Genomic DNA, 21,027 nt, shown 5'->3' with positions numbered 1-21,027 from the left:
AGGTTTTCAATTCATCTCAAGGAGACAGACATGAGCAGGGCCAATCAATCACCCTGGAAGTACGCGATCCTGTGGTTGCGTATCTATTTTGGCGCGCACCTTTTTTACTCGGGTGCCCGCTTCATCCTGACTTCGTACGTTCCCGAGATACCGGGCGTTGGTGGCGCCTATGTAGCCGCGGCCTCAGATATCTACATCTTCCAGATCATCAAGTATATGGAGTGCGTCCTGGGCCTGATGCTGCTGACCAATCGCGGCGTGTTGCTGGCACTGATGCTCGAGATGCCGGCTACGGTCAACATCTTCTGGCTGAACACCTTCATCGTGGCCACGCCGCGCCAGCTCTTCACGGGCCCGCAGGAGTTGTTCATGAATGGTGCCCTGCTGCTTGCCTACGGTGGGTACTACGTGTCGGTCCTGCAGGCGAAAGTCGAGCCAATGTGGCTGTGGGACGGACTGAAGAAGGTGGCAAGCGCGCGCGAACGCGGCGAGGCCGCACCTACCTCGGTCCAACAGATTGAAGCCTGACGAAAGCCTGAACCGGAGACTGCAATGAAGAAAGAGATGTGGATTGGCGTGGCCATGTGCGTGTTCTTGTCCGTGGCTGCCTGCATCGGCTCGACAGGGCTGGGCTATGCGGAATATCGCCCGCTGCGCAATTTTGACTATTTCGCACTGGGGGTGTCGTGGACCTTCCTGATCGTGACGCTCATCAAGGATCGCCGCAGCAACAAGTCGTGAGCGGGCACATCGGCATGACGCAGGTGTGAAACCGGGCGCCGGCCGGGCCAGCAGTTGCCGGCAGCGCCCAAGCGGCCCAAGCAAGCCAGCAGTGAACAATAACTAAACAGAGGAGACATCAAATGAGCAGGGATATGCAATCCCCGTGGAAATACGTGGTCGCCTGGTTGCGAATCTACTATGGTGCCAACCTGATCTATTCGAGCGTTCGCTACATCGCCACCGGCTTCATTCCGGAGATACCTGGGGCCGCCGGCGCCTATGTGGATGCAGCGAAGGCCATCTACCTCTACCAGGGCATCAAGTTCCTCGAATGCTTTTGCGGGATCTTGCTTGTCACCAATCGGCACGTGCTGTTGGCCCTGGTGCTGGAGATGCCGACTACGTTCAATATCTTCTGGATGAACACCTTTATCGTCGGCACGCCGCGCCAATTGTTTTCCGGCCCGCAGGAACTGCTGATGAACGTCTCGCTGCTATTGGCGTATGGCGGACACTACGCGACGATCCTGCAGGCCAGGGTCGAGCCGGTATGGCTGTGGGACGGATGGAAAACACTGGGGCAAGCGCGTGAAGGCACAGGTGCGCCGCGGGGCGGCGTGCAACAGGCCGACGCCTGAACCGGGAGACTGCGATGAAGAAACCTATGTGGATGGCTGGTGGTATCTGTCTGCTCATCACGCTCGCCGCGTGCATCGGCTCGACCGGACTGGGCTATGCGGATTATCGTCCGCTGCGCTATCGCGACTGCTTTGCGCTGGCGGCGGCATGGCTCTACGTTCTCGTGCTGTTCGTCAAGGATAGCCGGGCCAGCCGGTCCGGCGGGCGAAGCGTGGCAACGCCGGTGCCTGATTGCTGATTTTCGACTGCTCGTGCTCGAGAGTTTGGGCGGCGCCTGGAAACCGGTTGTCGCTCTTTTTTCTTCTGATACCCCTCATGCAGTTACCCCACGGCCTCCGCGCGCTTTCTTCCCGCAGCTTCCGCCTCTTCATAGCGGGGCAGGGTGCAGCGCAAGTGGGCAACTGGCAGCAATTGATCGCCACGTCTTGGCTGGCCTATGCGCTCTCCGGTTCGACGCTGGTCCTCGGCCTGGCGGCCTTCGCGCTGCAGATTCCCTTTCTGCTGATGGCGCCCGTGACGGGGCCGCTGCTGGACCGTCTCGATACCCGCCGCGTGCTGATGGTGGCGAATGCCGTCGCGTGCGCGCAGTCGGTAGCGATGCTATCGCTGGTAGCGACCGGCCTGCTGCGGCCATGGCATATCGTGGTGGCGAATCTGGTGCTCGGCATCGTGAACGCGTTCGATTCGCCGGCGCGGCAATCGCTGCTGTCGCAGATGGTCGAGCGAAAGGAAGACCTCGCCAACGCCATCGCGCTCAATTCCAGCATGATGGCGGGAGCCCGCTTCGTCGGCCCGACGATCGCGGGCGCCATCATCGCCACCTTCGGCCAGGTGTGGGCGTTCGCGGCCAACGCGATCCTGCGCTTTGCGATCATCGCGGCGCTGCGCGCCATGCGCCTGGCGCGCGCGCCGCGCGCGGCGGAGCCGGAGCCTTGGCTCAGGCAGTTCGCGGCTGGAGTGCGCTACGCGAATCGCTTCACGCCGTGCCGCAACAGCCTGTGGCTGCTGGCGACGATGAGCTTTACCATCCAGACCCATGCCTCCATGATGCCGTGGTTCGTGCGGGAGCGCTTTCACGGCGACTCGCGCACGCTCGGCATGCTGCTTGGCGCGGCCGGGCTGGGCGCGCTGGCGGGAATGCTGTATCTGGCGATGCGGCGCGGCGTTGGCTGGCTGCTGGCGACGATCGGCTTCGCCTCGGTCATGGCGGCTACCGCCACTATCGGGTTCGCCGTGGCGCCGATGGTCTGGATGGGGTTCGTGATGCTGTTCCTCGTCGGCATGGGCACCATGCTGGCGGCGGCGTCAGTTAATACCCTGATCCAGCTCGCGGCGCCCGAGGGCTTTCGTGGCAGGGTCGCGTCGCTTTACGTGGTGGCGTTCCTGGGCATTTCACCCGTGGGCGCCTTGTTCTGGGGCTGGACGGCGGAGTACGTCGGCACGCCGGCCGCGCTGACGACGTGCGGCGTGGTGTTGTTGTTAGCATCGGCGCTGTACATGACGAGCGTCACGGCCATGCGCGAGCAGGTCCAACGGGTGTACAGTCGCATGAACCTGTCATGATTGCAGGCGTCCCCGTCCGTCACCCGCTGCCGACCATGAACAATGTAGAAGTCAAGGGCGTAGATCTTCCGGCCCAGATCGCCCAGCAGGTCCGCAAGCTGATCAATCGCGGCACCCTTGCCCCGGGACTCCAGTTGCGCCAGTCAGATCTGGCCGATCGCTTCGGCATTAGCCGCGTGCCGGTGCGGGAGGCGCTCAAGCTGCTGGCGGCCGAAGGCATCATCGAACACGATCCTAACCGCGGCTTTTTCGTTGCTCCGCTTTCCACCGACGAAGCCCGCCAGCTCTACCGCTACCGGTTCCTGCTGGAGCGGGAGCTGCTGAAGACAGTCGATTGGCCGGACAGCACGCAGATGAAGGCACTGAAGGCCATGCTGGAACGGCTTGACAGCTACCTCGACAAGGGTCAGCGCGCCGAGTGGATCGACGAATACCAGGAATTCTATGCACTGCTGTTCGACCTCTCGCCGGACAAGATCCTGCGGCGCGAGGCGATTCGCCTGATCAGGCTGACCGACCGCTATCGGGCTCTGGCTTCGGAGGTCAGGGTGCCGGGCGAGCAACGGACCGCGCACCTGGAGCACACTCTGCTGGCGGCCATGTCGAAACGAGACCGTGGCCAACTCATCCGCGGGTTCGAACGTGAGCGCGAAAAGATCCTGACGTCGATGCTGTCCAGGATCGATGCGCGCGGGCTGTAGCCCGGCATCGCATAGAGCAAGCGCACCTAGACTCCGAGCTTGCGGCATGCACCGTCCGATCCGGACGACATCAGCAGCATGGGCTGCGTCCGCCTTGCGTGCCGACAAATACAACCATTGGACAAGACCGCTGCATTAGCGGCGCACCGTGCCCTGGCGGGGTTGTCGCCATTTCGACGTCGACAGGGAGTTGAGAGATGTCGGTCGCGCAACAGCGGTTCGGCAGGTTCAGCATCCCGCCCACCAGCGCGTTGTCATCGCGCCATCCTTGACGCTATCCCGCCGAAGCGGCCGCGATGCGCGTGCACTTCTCGCGCACGCTGCAACGCCTATATCGACTGGCAATCCTTGCTTAAGAATTCAGAATTGAATAATATCTAGCATACAAAGCGCGTTGGCCAGCCCTCGTGGATGCCTCGTCCTCTCATATGGTTTCCGTTCGGTGGCCTCGAGGCGAAAGCTGTCGCGGCAGAGTTCATCAGTGCCAAGTCAGGCATCGGCTTCCTCATCTGGAATAGCTGGCAGGTGTTTGAGGTCGAGAAGATGCACGTGGGATTGGTCGCGAGCGCGATGCTGGGCTTCTTGTTCTCACTGGGCTTCGACCTGCTGGAGTGGGCGCTGCTGCCGTGGTGCGTGGGCGCTCGTGGGCATGAGCGACGGCGGCCCTGAACGCTGCGTACCCAATGCGGCCGATGCGCTTGGCCATGTATAAGAAATCACTACGGAGACATTATGGACGCACGCCAACCCGGCAACGACCGGGCCGCTTATTACGCCGATATCAGCCGCAGCCACATGAGCGCCCTCTGGGAATCGCTGCACTCGCTGGTGCCGCCGCAGCCCCAGCCGCAGATTTTGCCGGCCATCTGGAAGTACAGGCAGATCCGCCCGCTGGTGATGCAAGCTGGCAAGGTCATCAGCGCAGAGGAAGCCGTGCGCCGCGTGCTGGTACTGGAGAATCCTGGCCTGCCTGGCAAGTCGAGCATCACCGGTTCGCTCTACGCCGGGCTGCAACTGATCTTGCCGGGCGAAGTGGCGCCGAGCCATCGCCATACGCAGTCGGCGCTGCGTTTCATCGTGGAGGGGCAAGGTGCCTGGACGGCCGTGAATGGCGAGCGTACGACCATGCACCCCGGCGATTTCATCATCACGCCGTCGTGGACGTGGCATGACCACGGCAACCCGGTCGTTGAGAACGGCGGCGAGCCGGTGGTCTGGCTCGACGGGCTCGATATCCCGCTGGTGCAGTTCTTCGACGGCGGCTTTGCCGAGAACTACCCCGAAGCGCAGCAGCCGGTCACGCGGCCAGAGGGCGACAGCTTCGCCCGCTACGGCCACAACATGGTGCCGGTGCGCCACAAGGTTTCCGACCCGACCTCGCCGATTTTCAGCTATCCGTACGACCGTTCCCGGGAGGCGCTCGACCAACTCTACCGCAACGGCGAACTCGATGCCTGGGACGGCGTGAAGCTGCGCTACGTCAACCCCGCCACCGGCGGCTGGCCGATGCCGACCATCGCTACCTTCATGCAATACCTGCCGGCCGGCTTCCAGGGCCGCACGTATTGCAGCACGGACGCAACCGTCTACAGCGTGGTCGAGGGGCGCGGCACCGTGCGCATCGGCGACGAACAGTTCCAGTTCGAGCCGCGCGACACCTTCGTGGTGCCCTCCTGGGCTCCTGTTCAACTCGCTGCGCTGGACGACGCCGTGCTGTTCAGCTACTCCGACCGCCCGGTGCTCTCCGCGCTGAACTTGCTGCGCGAATCGCGTACCTGACCCGATTTCCCTTCGACAAGAACCACCGGGTCGCGCCGCCGCAGGCACCGCATCCGCCCCGCTCAACCTGCGTTTGCCCGAACCTTCAACCGAGTCCGACATGCCCTACGTCTTCACTCCGCCCGCTCCCGTCGCCATTCCCGTTGCCGGCAGCGACGACACTTTCCCCGTCCGCCGCGTGTACTGCGTGGGCCGCAACTACGCCGCCCATGCCCGCGAGATGGGCTTCGATCCCGACCGCGAGCCGCCGTTCTTCTTCTGCAAGCCCGCCGACGCCATCGTGCCGGTGCAGGACGGTCAAGTGCTGGCGCTGCCGTATCCCGCGCAGACCACCAATTACCACTATGAAGCTGAACTGGTGGCGGTGATCGGCAAGGCCGGCTCCGACATCCCCGTCGACCGGGCGCTCGAACACGTGTGGGGCTACGCAGTGGGCCTCGACATGACCCGCCGCGACCTGCAAATGAAGATGCGCGAGATGGGCCGTCCGTGGGAAATCGGCAAGGCGTTCGATGCTTCCGCTCCGGTCGCCCCGATTCACCCGGCCAGCAAGATCGGACACCCCACCGACGCGGCGATCTGGCTGTCAGTCGACGGCGAGGCGAAGCAACGCAGCAACGTCACACACTTGATCTGGTCGGTGGCCGAGACGGTGGCGTACCTGTCGCAATTCTTCCGGCTGGAACCGGGCGACATGATCTTCACCGGCACGCCGGAAGGCGTTGGGCCGGTGAAGGCTGGCGAGACGATGGTGACGGGGGTGGACGGGCTCGGCGAACTGACCGTGCGCGTGGTCTGACGGAAATTCAGGGGAGTCGACATGCAGCTCTATAGTTTCTTCAATAGTTCCACGTCGTACCGCGTGCGCATCGCCCTCGCGCTCAAGGGGCTGACATACGAGTACCTGCCGGTGAACATCCGCGTCGGCGAACATCATGACGGGGAATACGTGAACCGAATCAACCCGTCGGCGTCGGTCCCGGCGCTGATCGATGGGGACTTTGCGCTAGGGCAGTCGCTGGCGATCCTTGACTATCTCGATGCGCGCCATCCTGAGCCGCGCCTGCTGCCGGCAAGCGGCGAACTGCGCGCGCGGGTGCTCGAACTGGCGTATCTGGTGAGCTGCGATATGCACCCGGTGAACAACCTGCGCATCCTCAAGTATCTGCAAAGCGAGCTGAAGTTGTCGCCCGAGCAGAAGGACGCGTGGTACCGCCACTGGATCGACGAAGGCATGGCCGGTGTCGAGCGCCTGCTTTCCCGGTATGGGGAAGGGCCGTGGTGCTTCGGCTCGCAGCCCACGCTGGCCGATGTCTGCCTCGTGCCACAGATCGCCAATGCCTTGCGCATGGGCTGCGATCTTTCCGCCTACCCGAAGGCGATGGCCGTCTTTACCCACGCCAGCACGCACCCCGCCTTCGCCTTGGCGGCCCCGGCGCGGCAGCCGGACTACACCGCCTGAGTGCAAGAACGCCCAGGTCCAGGAGACGATATATGCAATCGAATCAGTCCGACAGGAAAGTCTTGATCATCGGCGGCGGCATCGGCGGCCTTGCCGCGGCCCTTGCGCTGGCGAAGCAGGGCATCCGCATTGAGTTGCTGGAGCAGGCCGACCAGATCGGCGAGATCGGCGCCGGCATCCAACTCGCCGCCAATGCCTTCGCCGCGCTCGACGCGCTGGGCGTGGGGCAAGCTGCGCGCGACCGGGCCGTGTTCACCGACCAGATGATCTTGAAGGACGCGCTCGACGCCAGCGACGTGGCCGTCGTGAACGTGGGTGCACCGTACCGGGAGCGCTTCGGGAATCCGTATGCGGTCATCCATCGCGCCGACATCCACCTGTCAATTCTGGAAGCAGTGCAGGACCATCCACTAATCACGTTCCGCACCAGCACCCGGGTCGGGAAGCTGGAGCAGGGCGAGCGCGGCGTGACGGTCATCGACCAGCGCGGCGAATGCCACGTGGCCGATGCCGTGGTGGGTTGCGATGGAGTGAAGTCCGCTATCCGCCAGACGCTGATCGGCGACGAGGCGCGCGTCACCGGCCACGTCGTATACCGCGCCGTGGTGGACGTAGAAGACATGCCAAAGGACTTGCAAGTCAACGCGCCTGTGGTATGGGCCGGCCCAAATTGCCATCTCGTGCACTACCCGCTGCGCGGCGGCCAGCAGTACAACCTCGTCGTCACGTTCCACAGCCGCGAGAAGGAAGAGTGGGGAGTGAAGGACGGCAGCAAGGACGAGGTGCTGTCGTACTTCGAGGGCATCCATCCGCTCCCGCACCAGATGCTCGACCGGCCATCGTCGTGGAAGCGCTGGGCCACGGCCGATCGCGAACCGGTCGAACGCTGGAGCTTTGGCCGCGCTACCGTTCTCGGTGACGCTGCGCATCCGATGACGCAGTATGTTGCTCAGGGGGCCTGCCAGGCGCTCGAAGACGCCGTCACGCTTGGGGTTGCCGTGCAGGAAGCCAATGGCGAGTTCGAGGCCGCGTTCAGGCTGTACGAACAGGCTCGCATCCCGCGCACCGCGCGCGTGCTGTACGCGGCCCGCGACATGGGCCGCATCTATCACGCCAAGGGCGTCGACCGCCACGTGCGCAACTCGCTGTGGACCGGCCGCACCCAGTCGCAGTTTTACGACTCGCTGCAATGGCTGCATGGCTGGCGGGCTGAAAAATGCCTGAGCCAGACGCCGTGGCTGTGAGAAGCGAGGTGAGGGAAAGGAACGCGTGTCACGCTTCTTACTGCTTTGCAAGAAATCAGTAGAGCGCACCGTAGTGCATAACAAGGAGATGGAATGCTCAAGAATTCAGCCGTATTGGGTCTTCTTACCTTATTGAGGTCATTAAGGTTCAGGCGAAAGCTTGCAAGACTCGCTTGTTGCATCCCATTAGCCGGACTGGCAACCACGGCGGTGGCAGATCCGCTCTCCGCCGCGAAGCTGGACGCGAGAATCATCCATATCGCTGATTACCGTGGATATCTCCAGGCTGACCATCCGGTGCGCCGTGGCATGAACAAGTTCTCCGAACTGGTGGCCACCCGAAGTGGTGGCCGCATACTCGTGCAAGCCCCCTCAGAAACCATGCCGGGATCTCCATCAAGCCAGATCGCATCCTTGCAGGCGGGAGATGGCAGAACGCCAGAGTTGATGCTGCAAGCCACGATCGGGCTTGCTGAGGTCGAGAAGGGTTTTGGTCTGATTGATCTTCCGTTCACGATCAGCAATGAAAAACAGGCCAATGCGTTGCTCGATGGCCCTTTCGGCGCCACCCTGTTGGATCGTCTGGCAAGCCGTAATCTGATCGGAATCGCATGGTGGGAAAACGGCTTCCGACATATGACGACTTCTACTGTCCCCATCCTCCACGCGGACAACCTCATTGGCTTGAGGATTCGTGTCATTCCTTCGCCCTTGTTCGTGGAAAGCTTCAAGGAAATCGGGGCGGATCCGATTCCTTTGCCATTTTCTGAACTGCATGCTGCTTTGAAATCCAGGAGTGTCGCAGCACAGGACAATTTCTATTTCCAGATAGTGACGGGCAAACTGTATGAGGTCCAGACCTATCTGAGTGTCACCCGCCACTCTTACGGTGCCATGACATTGATCGCGAGCAAGCGCTTCTGGGACACATTGGCGCCGGCTGACCAGGCGCTGTTGCGCGACGCCGCGGGAGAGGCCGGCCAGTACCAGCGGCGCCTGATTCGCGAGGAGAATGCCAAGGTGCGTGCGGACCTTGAAGCCGAAGGCATGCGTATAAACGAGATGGATCCAACCGAACTCAAAAAATTGAGCGAGCGAGCCCGGCCAGTGCTTGCGCGCATTGCCAGGGACTATGACGCTTCCCTTATTGACTTGTATAAGGTCGAACTAGATCGGATTCGTATGCTCCACTGAGCCAGGTTTTACCTGGGTGACCATTACCGACGCGATGTTACCCGCACTCTTCCGGTCCAACACCGGATGCGCTCGATCTTCCAACAACGAACTCGCAGGACAATCATGAAACTCGTCAGCTTTGTACACCGTGGCAGCCAAGGATTTGGCGTAGCCGTCGGGGACCAAATCATAGATCTTGGGCCACATCAGGCCGCCGTCGGCACCAGCCTTCACGAAGCGCTGTCGCGCGGCGCGCTGGGCCATATCGCCGATATCGCGGCCACGGCTCGGTCCACACTCGCCCTTGCCGATGTGGAGTACCTGCCGGTGATTCCCGACCCGGGCAAAATCCTGTGCGTGGGCATCAATTACGCCTCCCATGTGCGGGAGACCGGCCGCGAGATGCCGCAGCACCCGATGTTCTTCACGCGTTTTGCGGATTCCCAGGTTGCGCACGGCCAGCCAATCATTCGGCCGCGCATCTCGGAGAAGCTGGATTTCGAAGGCGAGCTGGCGGTGATCATCGGCAAGACGGCGCGCCATGTGCGCGCCGAAGACGCGCTTGGTCATGTGGCCGGTTACGCCTGCTACAACGACGGCAGCGTGCGCGATTGGCAGAAACACACCATCCAGTTCACGCCGGGCAAGAACTTCCCGCAGACAGGGGCCTTCGGTCCATGGCTCGTGACCACCGACGAGATTCCCGATCCGTCGCAGCTGACGCTGACCACGCGGCTCAATGGCGAAGTCGTGCAACACGCGCGAACCGACGACCTGATCTTCAGCGTCGGCGACATCATTGCCTATTGCTCCACGTTCACCGAACTGCGTCCGGGCGACGTGATCATCACCGGCACCACGGGCGGCGTAGGCGCATTCCGCAATCCGCCGCTGTGGATGCGTCCCGGTGACACCGTCGAAGTGGAGATCTCCGGCATCGGCATCCTGCGCAACGGGATCCGGGATGAGTAAGCAGCATGCTGCTTACGGGCTTGCCGGGTAAGGAGAGAGCCATGACCCATCCCCCCGTGCTCACCACCGCCGTACTGGTGATCGGCGCCGGTCCTACGGGCCTGACCCTGGCCAATATTCTCGGGCAGCACGGGATCGACACGATCCTGATCGATCGCAAGGCCGGCACCGTAGCGGAACCACGCGCAGTGTCGATCGACGACGAATCGCTGCGCACGATGCAGGCCATCGGTCTCGCCGATGCGGTGCTGAAGGACGTGGTCGCAGGCTACGGCGTCCATTACATGACGCGGCCCGGCGGGCGTTGCTTTGCGAAAGTGGAGCCGACTGCAAGCGAGTATGGCTATCCGCGTCGCAATGCCTTTCGCCAGCCGCTGTTCGAAGCCACGCTTCGTGAAGGGCTCCGGCAGTATGCGTCGGTGCGCGTGCTGTTCGAGACTACGCTGCAGTCGCTGTCCCAGGACGAGCTGGGCGTGCACGCGGTGCTCGAAGGGCCCGGCGGTACAGTCCTTGTCGAAGCGGCCTATGCGGTCGGTGCCGATGGCGGCCGCAGCTTCGTGCGGCAGTCCATCGGCGCGACGCTGGTGGGCTCGTCGTTCAATGCGCGCTGGCTCGTGGTCGATACCGAGAACGACGCCGATCCGTTCTGGCAGACGCGCGCCTATTGCGATCCTTCGCGTCCAATCGTCGAAGTGCCAGGGCCACACCACACGCGCCGCTTCGAGTTCCTGCTCAAGCCGCGCGAGATCGACGAGGACATCATGAAGCCCGCGCAGATCGCTGAACTGCTGCGCCCGTTCCTCGGCGACAGTCCCGCTCAGGTGGTACGGAAGACCGTGTACACGTTCCACGCACGCGTGGCGGACCGGTGGCGCGTGGGTCGTGTCTTCCTGGCCGGCGATGCCGCGCACCTGACGCCCCCGTACGCGGGGCAGGGCATGAACAGCGGCGTACGCGATGCCCACAACCTAGGTTGGAAACTCGCGGCAGTGCTGCATCGCAAGCTATCGCCGGCCGCGCTCGATTCCTATGAGACAGAGCGCCGCGATCATGCCTGGGCGCTGATCCGCCTCGCGCTGAACCTCGGCATGGTCATGGCGCCACGCAATCGCCTCGTGGCGTGGGCCTGGATCTTGTTCTTCCGTGCCACTGCGCTGGTGCCACCGGTGCGCGACTACTTCCTGCAGATGAAGTTCAAGCCCAAGCCGCGCTTTCACGACGGTCTGCTCGTGACGAGCCAGGCCGATACCGTTGACCTGGTCGGTACGATGCTGCCGCAGCCGACAGTACGGACCGCCGACGACAGGAGCGCGCCGCTCGACGACATCACCGGCCACGGCTTTTCCCATATCGCGATCGGTGCTGAAGCCATGGTGGCCGGTGCAGATCTGAGCGAAGCGGCACGGACGATGTGGCGCAGGCTCGGGACTCAACAAGTTGTGCTGCTGCCGGCGTTGGATTCGCAGGCCGTGCGCGCGGCCCGGGAGCGCGGCTATATCCCGGTGGCGCTACCGTCTGAGTCGATGCCGAAGATGCTGCGTGAGCTCGCCGGCAAGGTACTGGTCGTACGGCCGGACCGCTATGTCGCCGGCGTGTTCGGTCGCGACGACGCTGAGGCCTGGACTGCCGCATTCAGCGCGCGGCTCGGCATGGATTTCGCCGCCGACGATAAGATCGGCGAAGCTCTTGCGCTGCCCCGGGCCGCATTGAACGGCTAACCCCTGGAGGGTACATGATGACTACACTACAGATCAGTACGCCACTCCGGCTACATCACCTTCATCTCCGCAGCAGCGCGCCGGAAGCATTGGCTGCGTTCTACAAGGACCTTTTCGAACTGCGGCCGGTAACGGCACCCGCCTGCGTTCAGGCACTGGCGGGCGGCGAACGTGCCATGGTAATCCATTCCGGCCGTGCCGATGAGGCCGGCGCACTGGCGATGGCTGCTTATGCGGCGCGTTCCGCCGAAGAACTTGCCGCACTGCGCGCAAGGCTTGGGGATATCGCGCAGGACGCCGACGGGGCGAGTGAGATCTTCTTCAGAACCGGCGCATTCACGGTGACCGACCCGCAAGGGCGCCGCCTTCTGTTCGGCATACCGCGGACGCGCCGCGAGCCCGACCGCATGGCAGCACGTCTGCAGCACACGGTGTTCCAGACCACCGATCTTGCGGCCATGGTGGACTTCTATGTCAACCGCATCGGCTTCACGATCTCTGACGAAGTGGTGGCGGACGACGGCGCCGTTGCCACGTGCTTTCTGCGCTCGGACGACGAGCATCACTCGCTTGCTTTTTTCCAGGGTTCGAATAACGATTGGGACCACCACTGCTACGAGACCACCAGCTGGAATGACATCCGCGACTGGGCCGACCGCTTCGCGCGCGTGCGCCGCGGCATCTTCTTCGGGCCAGGACGCCACGGCCCTGGCAACAACCTTTTCTTCATGGTGACTGATCCCGACGGCAACCGCCTGGAATTGTCAGCCGAACTCGAGCAGGTGGGCGCCGACAAGACGCCCGGCGTCTGGCCCCATGAGGAATACACGCTCAATTCGTGGGGGCGGGGCTGGATCCGCACCTAGTCCGGTGGCACAGAGAGGAGCAACCTCCCGGGGCGCGCTCGTCGCGGCTCGCCCATGGATGGCCAGTTCCGTCGACGTAGAGCGAAGCAATTGTGCCCCGGGCTACGCGCAAGACCGCCGCTCGCGAATCGTGACCATGACCGAGCAGGGCCGTCATGTGAAATGATGGCGACATCGATGCGGTCCACTGCTGCAATGAAGGTACAGATCGCTAGGATTCAGCCACTGGTACGTCGTAATGGGCTGGCTGTTGATGAACTCCGACACGTCGATGGTCTGCCTCATATCGGTCTCTCTCCAGGCTATGTGTTCGCGCTTGCATCGAGTGCAGACCCCGTTCGGGGGGAACGGCGCGCGCGGCCGCTCGCCTCAAGTCACGGCGCTCACGAAGGCCTCGAACGCGCTGGCTTCCCCCAGTGACAGAAGAAGTGGCCTTGCCCGTAGTCGCAGCCGGTAGCGAGCAAGGATGTCACGCTGCGACTCGGTCTCTCGACGCCCTCCGCAATCACGCGGATGCGCAGGGCATGCGCCATGCTGATGATGGCGGGGCACAAGGCCACGCCGTCCGGGCCCCGCGTCAGCGAGCGGATGAAGGACTGTCGATTTTGATGTGGTCAATGTCCAGGCGCCGCCTGTAAGACAAGGACGAGTAGCCGGTGCCGAAGTCGTCGAGCGCGATCTCGATGCCGGCCGCCTGGAAGCGGGAGAGCTGGTCCATGACATCGGCGTTCTGCTCCATCAGCGAGCCTGCGGTGATCTCGATGACGAGGCTGCCCACCGGCACGTTCCTGCGCTCGATCATGCTGGACCAGGACTCGGGCCCGCTTGCAGGCGCGCAGAACTCCACTGGTGATTTGTTGACCGAGATCTGGAAGCCCTTGCCCAGCAGCCCCTGCCAGCGCGCAAGCTGGTCCAGCGCTTCCGTCAACACCCAGCGGCCGATGTCGATGATGAGGCCGGATTCCTCCGCAACGGCGATGAAATCGACCGGGTGGATCGGCCCGCGCACCGGATGGCTCCAGCGAATCAGGGCCTCGGCCTTGCAGACTTTGCCCGTTCGCAGATTGACGATGGGCTGATAGTGCAGCGCGAACTGCCCGGACGCCAGCAGGGCCTCGGCGTTGTCCGCGTCCTTTGGGTAGGTCGCCACGCCGATGCTGGCCGACACCACCACCAGCTCACCGGCCAGGCGGTAGGGCGCGGCAATCTGCTCCAGGATGGCCTGGGCAATGTCCCCTGCAATGTCGGCATCGCCCACCGCGGGCAGGATCACGGTGAACTCATCGCCGGCCAGCCGCGCCACGGTATCCAACGCGCGCACCGATGCCGCAATGCGCCGCGCCGCCTCCAGCAGCAACAGGTCGCCCTGGTCATGGCCGAGGGTATCGTTCACCTCCTTGAAGCGATCCAGGTCGATGAACAGCAGTGCCAGCATGGCTGTCGACGGTGCGGTCGGCGACCACGCGGTGGTCGTCCGGTAGTCAAGCCACGTGGCGCGCAGCGCCCAGGCGCGCGCGGTATCGGCAAAGAGCACCGGGGGCCGTGGTGGGTAAGCCTTCCGCTCGGTCAGCGCTACATAGGCATTGACGCCGGCGACGAAGGCTTCGGCCACGCGCTTGGCGTCGGAGCCATAGCCAGCCATTCGCGGTACTTGTCGCCCCGGAACGCCGGGGGGTGCGTAACATCAGGTCTCCTCGGTCTTGTTGTTGGCTGCGAATGCTTTGCAGTCCTCTCCGAAGATAGTCGATGCACGCCCTTGGTGCGAGTCGCGCCTCCGATCTCCGCACGCGGCTTGCTGCCGAAGTCGCGGAAACGACGAGGTTTAGTAAACGTCGCGCCGGTAGCGGCCCCCGTCGGCCAGCTTGCGCAGGGCAGCCTCGCCGAGGATCTCGGCCAGCGCCTCGTTGACGCCGCCGGCCATGCCCTGCAGGCTGCCGCAGACGTAGATGGCCGCGCCGTCCGCGACCCACTCGCGCAACGTGGGCGCCTGCGCGCGCAGCGCGTCCTGGACGTAGCGAGGTGCGCCGCCCTTGCGCGACCAGGCCAAGTCCAGGCGCTGCAGGGATCCGTCGGCCTGCCACGCGGCCAGCTCATCGGCAAAGAAGGCATCGTGCCGCGCCGAGCGTTCGCCGAACAGCAGCCAGTTGCGGCGCCGGCCAACCGCGGCGCGCGCCTTCAGGTGCGCGCGCAGCCCGGCCAGCCCGGTGCCGTTGCCGACCAGGACCAGCGGCCGGTCGTAAGCAGGCGGATGGAAGCTGCGGTTGGTGCGGATGCGCAGCGCGATACGCGCGCCCACGGCCGCATGCACGGTCAGCCAGCCGGAGGCCAGCCCCAGGCGGCCATCGTCACGGCGCGCCTGCCGCACCAGCAGCTCCAGGCGCCCGCCCTGCGGCACCGATGCGATCGAATACTCGCGGTGCGCCAGCGGCGACAGCACGTCCACCAGTTGCTGCGGCGGCACGCCCTGCATCGCGGCGAAGTGCGGCTCGGGCAGCGGCATGCGCGTGGCCAGCGCTTCGGCCAGCGTCATCTCGCGCGTGTCGCAGCGCACCGGCGTGGCGCCGTCCAGCGCGAGCCGTGCCAGCAGCCGTTCGACTTCAACCGGTGCATGGCAGGGACCGACCTCGGCGATATCCCCGGCCTGCCAGTCCAGCGCATGGGCGTGTTCCGGCTCCAGCACCAGGTGGAAGGCCGGCGCGCCCTGGCTGCCAGGATTCAGGTGCTGGCGCTGCGCCAGCCGCCAGCTGCCATAGCGCGGACGCTCCCAGTCGGCGATCTCGGCGCCGCCGCTCAGCGCCGACAGGTGGTTCTGCCAGTGGCGCAGTGCGCCGGCGTCGCCGTTGTCGACCTCGATCAGGTCGAATAACGGCTGCGCGCGATGGCGCTGCAGCCAGCCGTCGAGCGCGTGGCCGAAGGCGCAGAAGCGCGCATAGCTGCTGTCGCCCAGCGCCAGGATGCCGTAGCGCAGATCGCGCAAGCCGTCGGCGCCAGCCAGCAGGCGGCGCGCGAAACCAGAGGCGCTGTCGGGCGCATCGCCTTCGCCGGTGGTGCTAACCACGAACAGCGCCTGCCGGCAAGCGGCCAGTTGCCTTGCATTGACATCGGCCAGCGACAGCAGCTGCACTGGCATGCCGGCGCTCTGCAATGCGGTGGCGGTCTGCAAGGCCAGCTGTTCGGCAAACCCGGTCTGGCTGGCGTAGGCGACCAGCGTCGCGCCATTGGTGGTACTTGCCAAAGCCGCCACGCGCGCGCGCCGCTGGCGGTGGTGGGCAATCACAGCCCCGCAAAATCCCGCGTAGGCCGCGACCACGCCAGCGGCGATGGCCGCGCGCGAGGGGCCTAGCACGGACAGCACCACGCCAGCAGCCACGGCGAGCCAGCTTGCGCCGACGAAGGCAGATGGCCTGCTCATGCCAGCATCGCGGCAAACGCCGGGGAAATCCGTTCGTCGAAACCGCCCGGCGTGCGCACCAGGAAGCGCGCGGCAATGCCGTGGCGGCGCGCATGCGCCATGCCGGCCTCGGGTCCCAGCACGGTCAGCGCAGTGGACAGCGCATCGGCCAGCATGCATTGCGCATGCAGCACGGTGACCGAAGCCAGCGCATGGCTGGCGGGGTAGCCGGTGCGTGGATCGATGGTGTGGGCATAACGCCGGCCATCACTGTCGAAATAGCGGCGATAGTCACCGGAGGTGGCGACCGAGAGGCCGTGCAGGGCCACCAGCGTCTGCCCTTCAGGGTCGTTACCGAGGCCGGGCGGCGTTTCGAGCGCGACCCACCACGGCATGCCGTCAGGCTTGACGCCATGGCCGCGCAGTTCGCCGCCGATTTCGGTCAGGTGGTGGTCCAGGTTCTGCGCGCTGAGGTAGCGCGCCACGGCGTCGACGGCAAAGCCCTTGGCGATCGCGCAGAAGTCCAGCGAGACGCCGCCGGGTTGCAGCGCGAGCTTGCCGGCCCCATCGACTTCGATGCGCGCCCAGCCGCAGCGCCCGCGCGCGGCCTGCACCGCATCGGGCGACGGCGGCGCGCTGCGCTGCGGCGCCGGGCCGAAGCCCCACAGGTCGACCAGCGGCCCGGCGCTCGGGTCATAGGCACCGCCGCTGTCGCGTGCCACCTGCAGCGCGCATTGCAGCACCGCGAAGCAGTCATCCGGCAACCTGTGCCAGCTGCCTGGCGCAGCGCGATTGAAGCGGCTCAGGTCCGAACCCGCTTCCCAGTTGCTCATCTGCGCAATCACGCCATCGAGCACGGCCTGGATGCCGGCGGCGACGTCGGAGGCATCCGTCGCGGGCGGCAGCAGCGCCGCCACCGACCAGGTCGTGCCCATGCTCTCGCCGCCCCAGCGGTGCAGCCGCGCATCGGCGGCGGGCGGCACCGGGGGCGCGGACAGCGCAACGGGAACGAGAACGCGGTTCAAACCCGACCGCCTTACTGCGGCAGCACTTCCATCGTCACCGCATAGACCGCGCGGCGCGACCTGGCCTGTTTGAAGGTGGCCTTGTCGTCGCGCACCTCGGCTTCCATCCAGTACATGCCCGGAGCCGGCCACTTGACGGTGAACTTGCCGTCGGCGTCGGTGGTGGCGCTGAACTCCTGCAACTTGTCGCGGTAGCGGATGCAGCCCGGCACCACCGAGACCTTCAGGTTGCCGGCGGGCTTGCCGTCGAGCAGCAGGCGGAAGCTGGCGGTGTCGCCGGCGACCAGGTCGTTCGGGTGCGTGATCGGCGCCAATTCCAGGCCGCGGCCGGCGATGCGCAGGCCCTTGTCGCTGGGCTTGCCGGCAGTGACGAAGGACTCGATGCGGCCTTCGGCCTGCGTGACCTGCAGGTCCTGCGCATTGGCTGGCACTTCCCTGGCGAAGTTCTCGGCCGAGCCGCGCCAGCGTTTGGTCTGGCCGTCGACCTTGTAGCTGGCAAAGAGGCCGTTGTTGACCACCGCCACGCGGTACGTGCCGGGCTGCGTCAGGTGCAGGTCGAAGGTGCTGCGGTACTTTCCGGTGGCCGCGTTCTCGGCCTTGACGGGGCTGCCGTCGGGCGCGGTCACCTGCAGGTTGTCGAGCCGCATCGGCACGTGCTCGAAGTAGAACAGGTCGTTGGAGACGGCGGCGTCCACGGTCACCCACGGATCGCTGCCGGACAGCACGGTGGCTGACGGCAGCAGCCACTGGCGGTGCGCCTGCGCGGCCAGCGGCGCCAGCGCGGCGAGGGCGAGCACAGCCACACGGGTAGCCAGGCGCGAGTTCAGCCGTGCAGATGCGGCGGACGGGATGGAAGGTTTCATCGTCGGGCTCCGGGAAGATTTACGGCTTCAGTTCGACGGTCACGCCGCCGAGTTCGTGTTCACCCTTGGCGCGGGCGATCTGTGCGGATTGCGGCGGCCAGGTGAACGGCACGCGCAGCAGTTCGCGCCCGCCCACTTCACGCGCGGCCTCCACCACCAGCTGGTAGTCGCCGGCGGGCAGCTTGCCCAGTGGCGTCTTGCGGTCGCTGAAGCTGACCGCGTGCTCGCCCGGCGCGCGCGTGGCGCCGGAGATGCCGTCAGCCGGCATCTGCAGGTCACGGCCGGCCTTGCGCCACCATTGGCGCATGTCCTTGAGCCACTTGGTGCCCTCGCCATCCTTGCGCTTGACGTCGTACCAGACCGCCAGGGTCTGCACCGGGCCCTGGTCGGCGCGCTCGACCCACATCGACACATAGGGGCGGTGGTATTCGGCCACGGTCAGGCGCGGGATGTCGACCTTGACGTTCAGGTCGGCGGCCATGACGGGGCCGGCCAGCGGAACCGCGGCCATGCCGGTCAGGGTGACGGAGAGCAGTCGGCGCATATCTGAGAAACCTCGTCAGTGAGATGCAGGAAAAAAACGGTCGGAAAGCCGGATCAGTGGATGAACAGGATCGCCAGCAGCAGGGGTACCACCAGCCCCAGCCCCACCAGCGGCCAGGTCCCCACGCGCCCGGCCGCATGCAGCTTGAGCAGGAACAGGCCGGTCGCGCTGAAGATCAGGCACGCCAGCGCGAACACGTCCAGGAACAGGCTCCACGCCGGGCCGGTGTTGCGGCCCTTGTGCAGGTCGTTCAGGTAGGAAACCGCGCCGCGCGTGGTTTTCTCGTACCGGGCCTCGCCGCTGTCGAGTTCGATGCTGACCCAGGCATCGCCGCCCGGGCGCGGCAGTGCCACGTAGATCTCGTCGACGGACCACTCGGCCTCGCGCCCGCTGGCATCCACGTCCAGCGCCTGCGCCAGCCAATCGGCCAGCACCGCGGGCACCGGTGCCTTGCGCTCGCGAGCCCGGGCGTCGCCTGCGGGCTCTTCTGCGCGCACCTTGTCCAGCACGCGCGTGGACATGGTGGCGTGGCGCGTCTCGACCGCAGGCCTTGCCTCGATCTGCGCCGCGTGGTTGAGCGTGAAGCCGGTGACTGCGAACAGCAGTATCCCGATCAGGCAGATCGCGGAGCTGATCCAGTGCCACTGGTGGAGATGCTTGAGCCAGAAGGCGCGGCGCTGCTGGCCGGAGGCCGGCTGGGATTCGATCATTGCGGTTGGTCGGCGGGCACGGTGCTGGCGGCGCCCGCGGCCCATTCCTTACCCTGGTGTCCTGGAGTCTGAAGCGCCGCCTTGCTCACCTGTGGCGGCAAGCCTTGTGTCATTGTCATCACAATGATCGACGCAGGAGAGAAGGATAATCGTTCGCATTTGAATGCGCAAACGGCTCGTGACCGCTCAACATTACAGCGCGTTACACGCCAGGCATGGCGGCGTCAGAACCACGCCCCGGCCACCCATCCCGCCACCCCGCTGGCCACCACCACCAGCCACGGCGGCAGCTTCCACACCATCACCGCAAGCAGCGCCAGCGCGACCAGCACGATATCGAGCGGCCCCTGCACCGCGCTGGTCCACACCGGGTCCCGCCGGTCGGCGGCATCTTCATCGAGGCGCCGAGGAAGGCGGCAAACGTGAACAGCGGCCCCGGCATCGCCTGCGCCGCGCCATAGCCGGCGAGGAAGGTTTCCTTAAGTGAATTCATTCCGCAAGTACGCTTTTCGACCGTTGCTGTAAGGCAGCGCCAAGGCCATGAATGGAGCCGGGACGTCGCTGTAGACTGGCCGATGCACGGCGTACCCAAGGTATTGCATCTCGACAACGCTGCCGAGTTCAAGAGTAAGGCACTGCAAGTGGGCTGCAATCAGTACGGAATCGAGCTGATGTATCGCCCGCCTGGACGACCGTACTTCGGCGGCCATATAGAAAGACTGAACCGGACCATAATGGAGAAAGTACACAGTCTGCCGGGCTCGACCGGGTCCTCGACGAAAGGACGAAAGGCTCGCAAGCCGGAAGCGGAGGCCGCATTGACACTCCGAGAGTTCGAGCAATGGTTGATGTATGAAATCGGACAGACCTACCATCACAGTGCCCATCGAGGGTTAAGCGACGCAACACCATACTCAGCGTGGTCGACGTTGTCTGAAGCATCGAAGCTGCGGCTTCTTCCCGACTCGGCCGCCGAAGAACTTCGCTTCCTTATTCAGTTCCTGCCAATAGCCCGTCGCACCATCCAGGCTGACGGCTTGATGCTGTTCTATCTGCATTATTGGCATCCGGTCTTTGCAGCCTGGCGGGCGGCTAACCGTGGCGTCGTGGTGCGATACCATCCGGAGGACTTATCGAAAGTCTTCGTCAGTGCCGATGGCAAGGAATACGTTGAGGCAAGCTTTGCCGACTTGCGGCGTGACCGAATCTCCCTGTGGGAGCAAAAGGCGGCACTGAAGCATCTCCGGTCGCAGGGAAAATCCCACGTCACGGAGTCTGCGATATTCAATGCGATCGCCGCGCAACGGAGCCTCATAGAGGGGGCAGCACATAAGCGGCGATCTGCAGACAGACGAGGAAGAGCAGGGGAGACTTCACCTTTCCCGGCGAGCTGGCGGTCCAGTCAACAGACGAAATCCCCCGATGCGTCATCGCCCACGCCGGATGTGGACTACAACAAGCCGGCTCCAATTTATCACGTCGAGCAACTGTGAATTGGACATGGGTGCTTCCTTGCCCCACCTTCTGCCGGATGTCCGTTCTTTAGCAAAGAGGGACGACAATGTTCGTATTCTTGCCTTGGCTCGGGATCGATGGATCGACTATCCCCGCGCAACACAGGCGTTCGAACTCTTGGACCGGTTGGTGAAGA

21 protein-coding genes and 2 pseudogenes are annotated in these 21,027 nt (G+C 64.6%); 16 read left to right on the top strand and 7 right to left on the bottom strand.

Translation table 11 applies throughout. The annotated features are described in order from the left end of the window. The first annotated feature begins 30 nt into the window (after positions 1–30). The 15 genes from AB1I47_RS13260 to AB1I47_RS13190 all read left to right on the top strand — a co-directional run bounded on the left by AB1I47_RS13260 (position 31) and on the right by AB1I47_RS13190 (position 12,843). Entirely contained in the window at positions 31–528 is a 498-nt protein-coding gene (locus AB1I47_RS13260; protein WP_354684218.1) for a hypothetical protein, read from the top strand. A gap of 24 nt (positions 529–552) precedes the next feature. Continuing rightward, entirely contained in the window at positions 553–741 is a 189-nt protein-coding gene (locus AB1I47_RS13255; protein ID WP_354684217.1) for a hypothetical protein, read from the top strand. 122 nt (positions 742–863) lie between these two features. After that, positions 864–1,361, top strand: coding sequence for a hypothetical protein (locus tag AB1I47_RS13250; protein ID WP_354684216.1), 498 nt, complete (start codon positions 864–866; stop codon positions 1,359–1,361). 14 nt (positions 1,362–1,375) lie between these two features. Next, the gene (locus AB1I47_RS13245; RefSeq protein ID WP_354684215.1) at positions 1,376–1,600 is read left to right on the top strand and encodes a hypothetical protein; all 225 of its coding nucleotides are present in this window, start codon (positions 1,376–1,378) and stop codon (positions 1,598–1,600) included. Further along, positions 1,594–2,925 (top strand): MFS transporter, encoded by a 1,332-nt coding sequence (locus tag AB1I47_RS13240; protein ID WP_354684214.1) that lies wholly within the window; start codon positions 1,594–1,596, stop codon positions 2,923–2,925. Before AB1I47_RS13245 ends, AB1I47_RS13240 begins: the two co-directional genes overlap by 7 nt. Continuing rightward, complete coding sequence (locus AB1I47_RS13235) at positions 2,922–3,626, top strand: GntR family transcriptional regulator (protein WP_354684213.1); 705 nt, start codon at positions 2,922–2,924, stop codon at positions 3,624–3,626. The genes AB1I47_RS13240 and AB1I47_RS13235 overlap by 4 nt, the downstream gene beginning before the upstream one ends. 411 nt (positions 3,627–4,037) lie before the next feature. Next, positions 4,038–4,295: a hypothetical protein gene (locus AB1I47_RS13230; protein WP_354684212.1), complete on the top strand. Its 258-nt coding sequence runs from the start codon at positions 4,038–4,040 to the stop codon at positions 4,293–4,295. A gap of 63 nt (positions 4,296–4,358) precedes the next feature. After that, complete coding sequence (gtdA, locus tag AB1I47_RS13225; RefSeq protein ID WP_354684211.1) at positions 4,359–5,405, top strand: gentisate 1,2-dioxygenase; 1,047 nt, start codon at positions 4,359–4,361, stop codon at positions 5,403–5,405. A 100-nt stretch (positions 5,406–5,505) separates the two neighbouring features. Continuing rightward, positions 5,506–6,204 (top strand): fumarylacetoacetate hydrolase family protein, encoded by a 699-nt coding sequence (locus AB1I47_RS13220; protein WP_354684210.1) that lies wholly within the window; start codon positions 5,506–5,508, stop codon positions 6,202–6,204. 21 nt (positions 6,205–6,225) lie between these two features. Continuing rightward, a complete protein-coding gene (gene maiA, locus AB1I47_RS13215) occupies positions 6,226–6,867 on the top strand; it encodes a maleylacetoacetate isomerase (protein ID WP_354684209.1) in 642 nt (213 codons plus the stop codon). Positions 6,868–6,899: 32 nt separating this feature from the next. Next, positions 6,900–8,111, top strand: a complete 1,212-nt coding sequence (locus AB1I47_RS13210) for a 3-hydroxybenzoate 6-monooxygenase (RefSeq protein ID WP_354684208.1) — start codon at positions 6,900–6,902, stop codon at positions 8,109–8,111. 93 nt (positions 8,112–8,204) lie between these two features. Then, positions 8,205–9,305, top strand: a complete 1,101-nt coding sequence (locus AB1I47_RS13205) for a TRAP transporter substrate-binding protein (RefSeq protein WP_354684207.1) — start codon at positions 8,205–8,207, stop codon at positions 9,303–9,305. A 105-nt stretch (positions 9,306–9,410) separates the two neighbouring features. Beyond that, positions 9,411–10,259: a fumarylacetoacetate hydrolase family protein gene (locus AB1I47_RS13200; RefSeq protein ID WP_354684206.1), complete on the top strand. Its 849-nt coding sequence runs from the start codon at positions 9,411–9,413 to the stop codon at positions 10,257–10,259. A gap of 56 nt (positions 10,260–10,315) precedes the next feature. Further along, the gene (locus tag AB1I47_RS13195) at positions 10,316–11,977 is read left to right on the top strand and encodes a bifunctional 3-(3-hydroxy-phenyl)propionate/3-hydroxycinnamic acid hydroxylase (RefSeq protein WP_354684205.1); all 1,662 of its coding nucleotides are present in this window, start codon (positions 10,316–10,318) and stop codon (positions 11,975–11,977) included. A gap of 17 nt (positions 11,978–11,994) precedes the next feature. After that, positions 11,995–12,843 carry a VOC family protein gene (locus AB1I47_RS13190; protein WP_354684204.1) on the top strand — a complete coding sequence of 283 codons (849 nt, stop codon included), beginning with the start codon at positions 11,995–11,997 and terminating at the stop codon, positions 12,841–12,843. A gap of 383 nt (positions 12,844–13,226) precedes the next feature. Here the strand turns inward: AB1I47_RS13190 and AB1I47_RS13185 are convergent. The 7 genes and pseudogenes from AB1I47_RS13185 to AB1I47_RS13155 form a co-directional block, all read right to left on the bottom strand. Then, positions 13,227–14,278: pseudogene (locus tag AB1I47_RS13185) on the bottom strand (putative bifunctional diguanylate cyclase/phosphodiesterase). A gap of 387 nt (positions 14,279–14,665) precedes the next feature. Beyond that, positions 14,666–16,255 carry a sulfite reductase subunit alpha gene (locus AB1I47_RS13180; protein WP_354684203.1) on the bottom strand — a complete coding sequence of 530 codons (1,590 nt, stop codon included), beginning with the start codon at positions 16,253–16,255 and terminating at the stop codon, positions 14,666–14,668. Continuing rightward, complete coding sequence (locus AB1I47_RS13175) at positions 16,252–17,259, bottom strand: FAD:protein FMN transferase (protein WP_354684202.1); 1,008 nt, start codon at positions 17,257–17,259, stop codon at positions 16,252–16,254. The genes AB1I47_RS13180 and AB1I47_RS13175 overlap by 4 nt, the downstream gene beginning before the upstream one ends. A gap of 11 nt (positions 17,260–17,270) precedes the next feature. Next, the gene (locus tag AB1I47_RS13170) at positions 17,271–18,122 is read right to left on the bottom strand and encodes a DUF4198 domain-containing protein (RefSeq protein ID WP_354684201.1); all 852 of its coding nucleotides are present in this window, start codon (positions 18,120–18,122) and stop codon (positions 17,271–17,273) included. A 19-nt stretch (positions 18,123–18,141) separates the two neighbouring features. After that, entirely contained in the window at positions 18,142–18,666 is a 525-nt protein-coding gene (locus AB1I47_RS13165; protein ID WP_354684200.1) for a DUF2271 domain-containing protein, read from the bottom strand. A 53-nt stretch (positions 18,667–18,719) separates the two neighbouring features. Continuing rightward, a complete protein-coding gene (locus AB1I47_RS13160; protein ID WP_354684199.1) occupies positions 18,720–19,376 on the bottom strand; it encodes a PepSY-associated TM helix domain-containing protein in 657 nt (218 codons plus the stop codon). Positions 19,377–19,600: 224 nt separating this feature from the next. Next, a pseudogene (locus tag AB1I47_RS13155) lies at positions 19,601–19,854 on the bottom strand (chromate transporter); the annotation flags it as partial. 97 nt (positions 19,855–19,951) lie between these two features. Between AB1I47_RS13155 and AB1I47_RS13150 the strand changes: the two are divergent. Continuing rightward, complete coding sequence (locus AB1I47_RS13150) at positions 19,952–20,869, top strand: Mu transposase C-terminal domain-containing protein (RefSeq protein WP_354684198.1); 918 nt, start codon at positions 19,952–19,954, stop codon at positions 20,867–20,869. The last annotated feature ends 158 nt before the right edge of the window (positions 20,870–21,027 follow it).

Origin of the sequence: Cupriavidus necator (genome assembly GCF_040578825.1) — a bacterium.
GTDB lineage: Bacteria > Pseudomonadota > Gammaproteobacteria > Burkholderiales > Burkholderiaceae > Cupriavidus > Cupriavidus necator_E.
This window is presented reverse-complemented; position numbering and strand designations above follow the sequence as displayed.

Bases quoted from the DNA above. Each gene is read 5' to 3' on its own strand.
- AB1I47_RS13260 (WP_354684218.1), top strand. From the start codon at position 31: ATGAGCAGGGCCAATCAATCACCCTGGAAGTACGCGATCCTGTGGTTG.
- AB1I47_RS13255 (WP_354684217.1), top strand. From the start codon at position 553: ATGAAGAAAGAGATGTGGATTGGCGTGGCCATGTGCGTGTTCTTGTCC.
- AB1I47_RS13250 (WP_354684216.1), top strand. From the start codon at position 864: ATGAGCAGGGATATGCAATCCCCGTGGAAATACGTGGTCGCCTGGTTG.
- AB1I47_RS13245 (WP_354684215.1), top strand. From the start codon at position 1,376: ATGAAGAAACCTATGTGGATGGCTGGTGGTATCTGTCTGCTCATCACG.
- AB1I47_RS13235 (WP_354684213.1), top strand. From the start codon at position 2,922: ATGATTGCAGGCGTCCCCGTCCGTCACCCGCTGCCGACCATGAACAAT.
- AB1I47_RS13230 (WP_354684212.1), top strand. From the start codon at position 4,038: ATGCCTCGTCCTCTCATATGGTTTCCGTTCGGTGGCCTCGAGGCGAAA.
- gtdA (WP_354684211.1), top strand. From the start codon at position 4,359: ATGGACGCACGCCAACCCGGCAACGACCGGGCCGCTTATTACGCCGAT.
- AB1I47_RS13220 (WP_354684210.1), top strand. From the start codon at position 5,506: ATGCCCTACGTCTTCACTCCGCCCGCTCCCGTCGCCATTCCCGTTGCC.
- maiA (WP_354684209.1), top strand. From the start codon at position 6,226: ATGCAGCTCTATAGTTTCTTCAATAGTTCCACGTCGTACCGCGTGCGC.
- AB1I47_RS13210 (WP_354684208.1), top strand. From the start codon at position 6,900: ATGCAATCGAATCAGTCCGACAGGAAAGTCTTGATCATCGGCGGCGGC.
- AB1I47_RS13205 (WP_354684207.1), top strand. From the start codon at position 8,205: ATGCTCAAGAATTCAGCCGTATTGGGTCTTCTTACCTTATTGAGGTCA.
- AB1I47_RS13200 (WP_354684206.1), top strand. From the start codon at position 9,411: ATGAAACTCGTCAGCTTTGTACACCGTGGCAGCCAAGGATTTGGCGTA.
- AB1I47_RS13190 (WP_354684204.1), top strand. From the start codon at position 11,995: ATGACTACACTACAGATCAGTACGCCACTCCGGCTACATCACCTTCAT.
- AB1I47_RS13180 (WP_354684203.1), bottom strand. From the start codon at position 16,255: ATGAGCAGGCCATCTGCCTTCGTCGGCGCAAGCTGGCTCGCCGTGGCT.
- AB1I47_RS13170 (WP_354684201.1), bottom strand. From the start codon at position 18,122: ATGAAACCTTCCATCCCGTCCGCCGCATCTGCACGGCTGAACTCGCGC.
- AB1I47_RS13165 (WP_354684200.1), bottom strand. From the start codon at position 18,666: ATGCGCCGACTGCTCTCCGTCACCCTGACCGGCATGGCCGCGGTTCCG.
- AB1I47_RS13160 (WP_354684199.1), bottom strand. From the start codon at position 19,376: ATGATCGAATCCCAGCCGGCCTCCGGCCAGCAGCGCCGCGCCTTCTGG.
- AB1I47_RS13150 (WP_354684198.1), top strand. From the start codon at position 19,952: ATGCACGGCGTACCCAAGGTATTGCATCTCGACAACGCTGCCGAGTTC.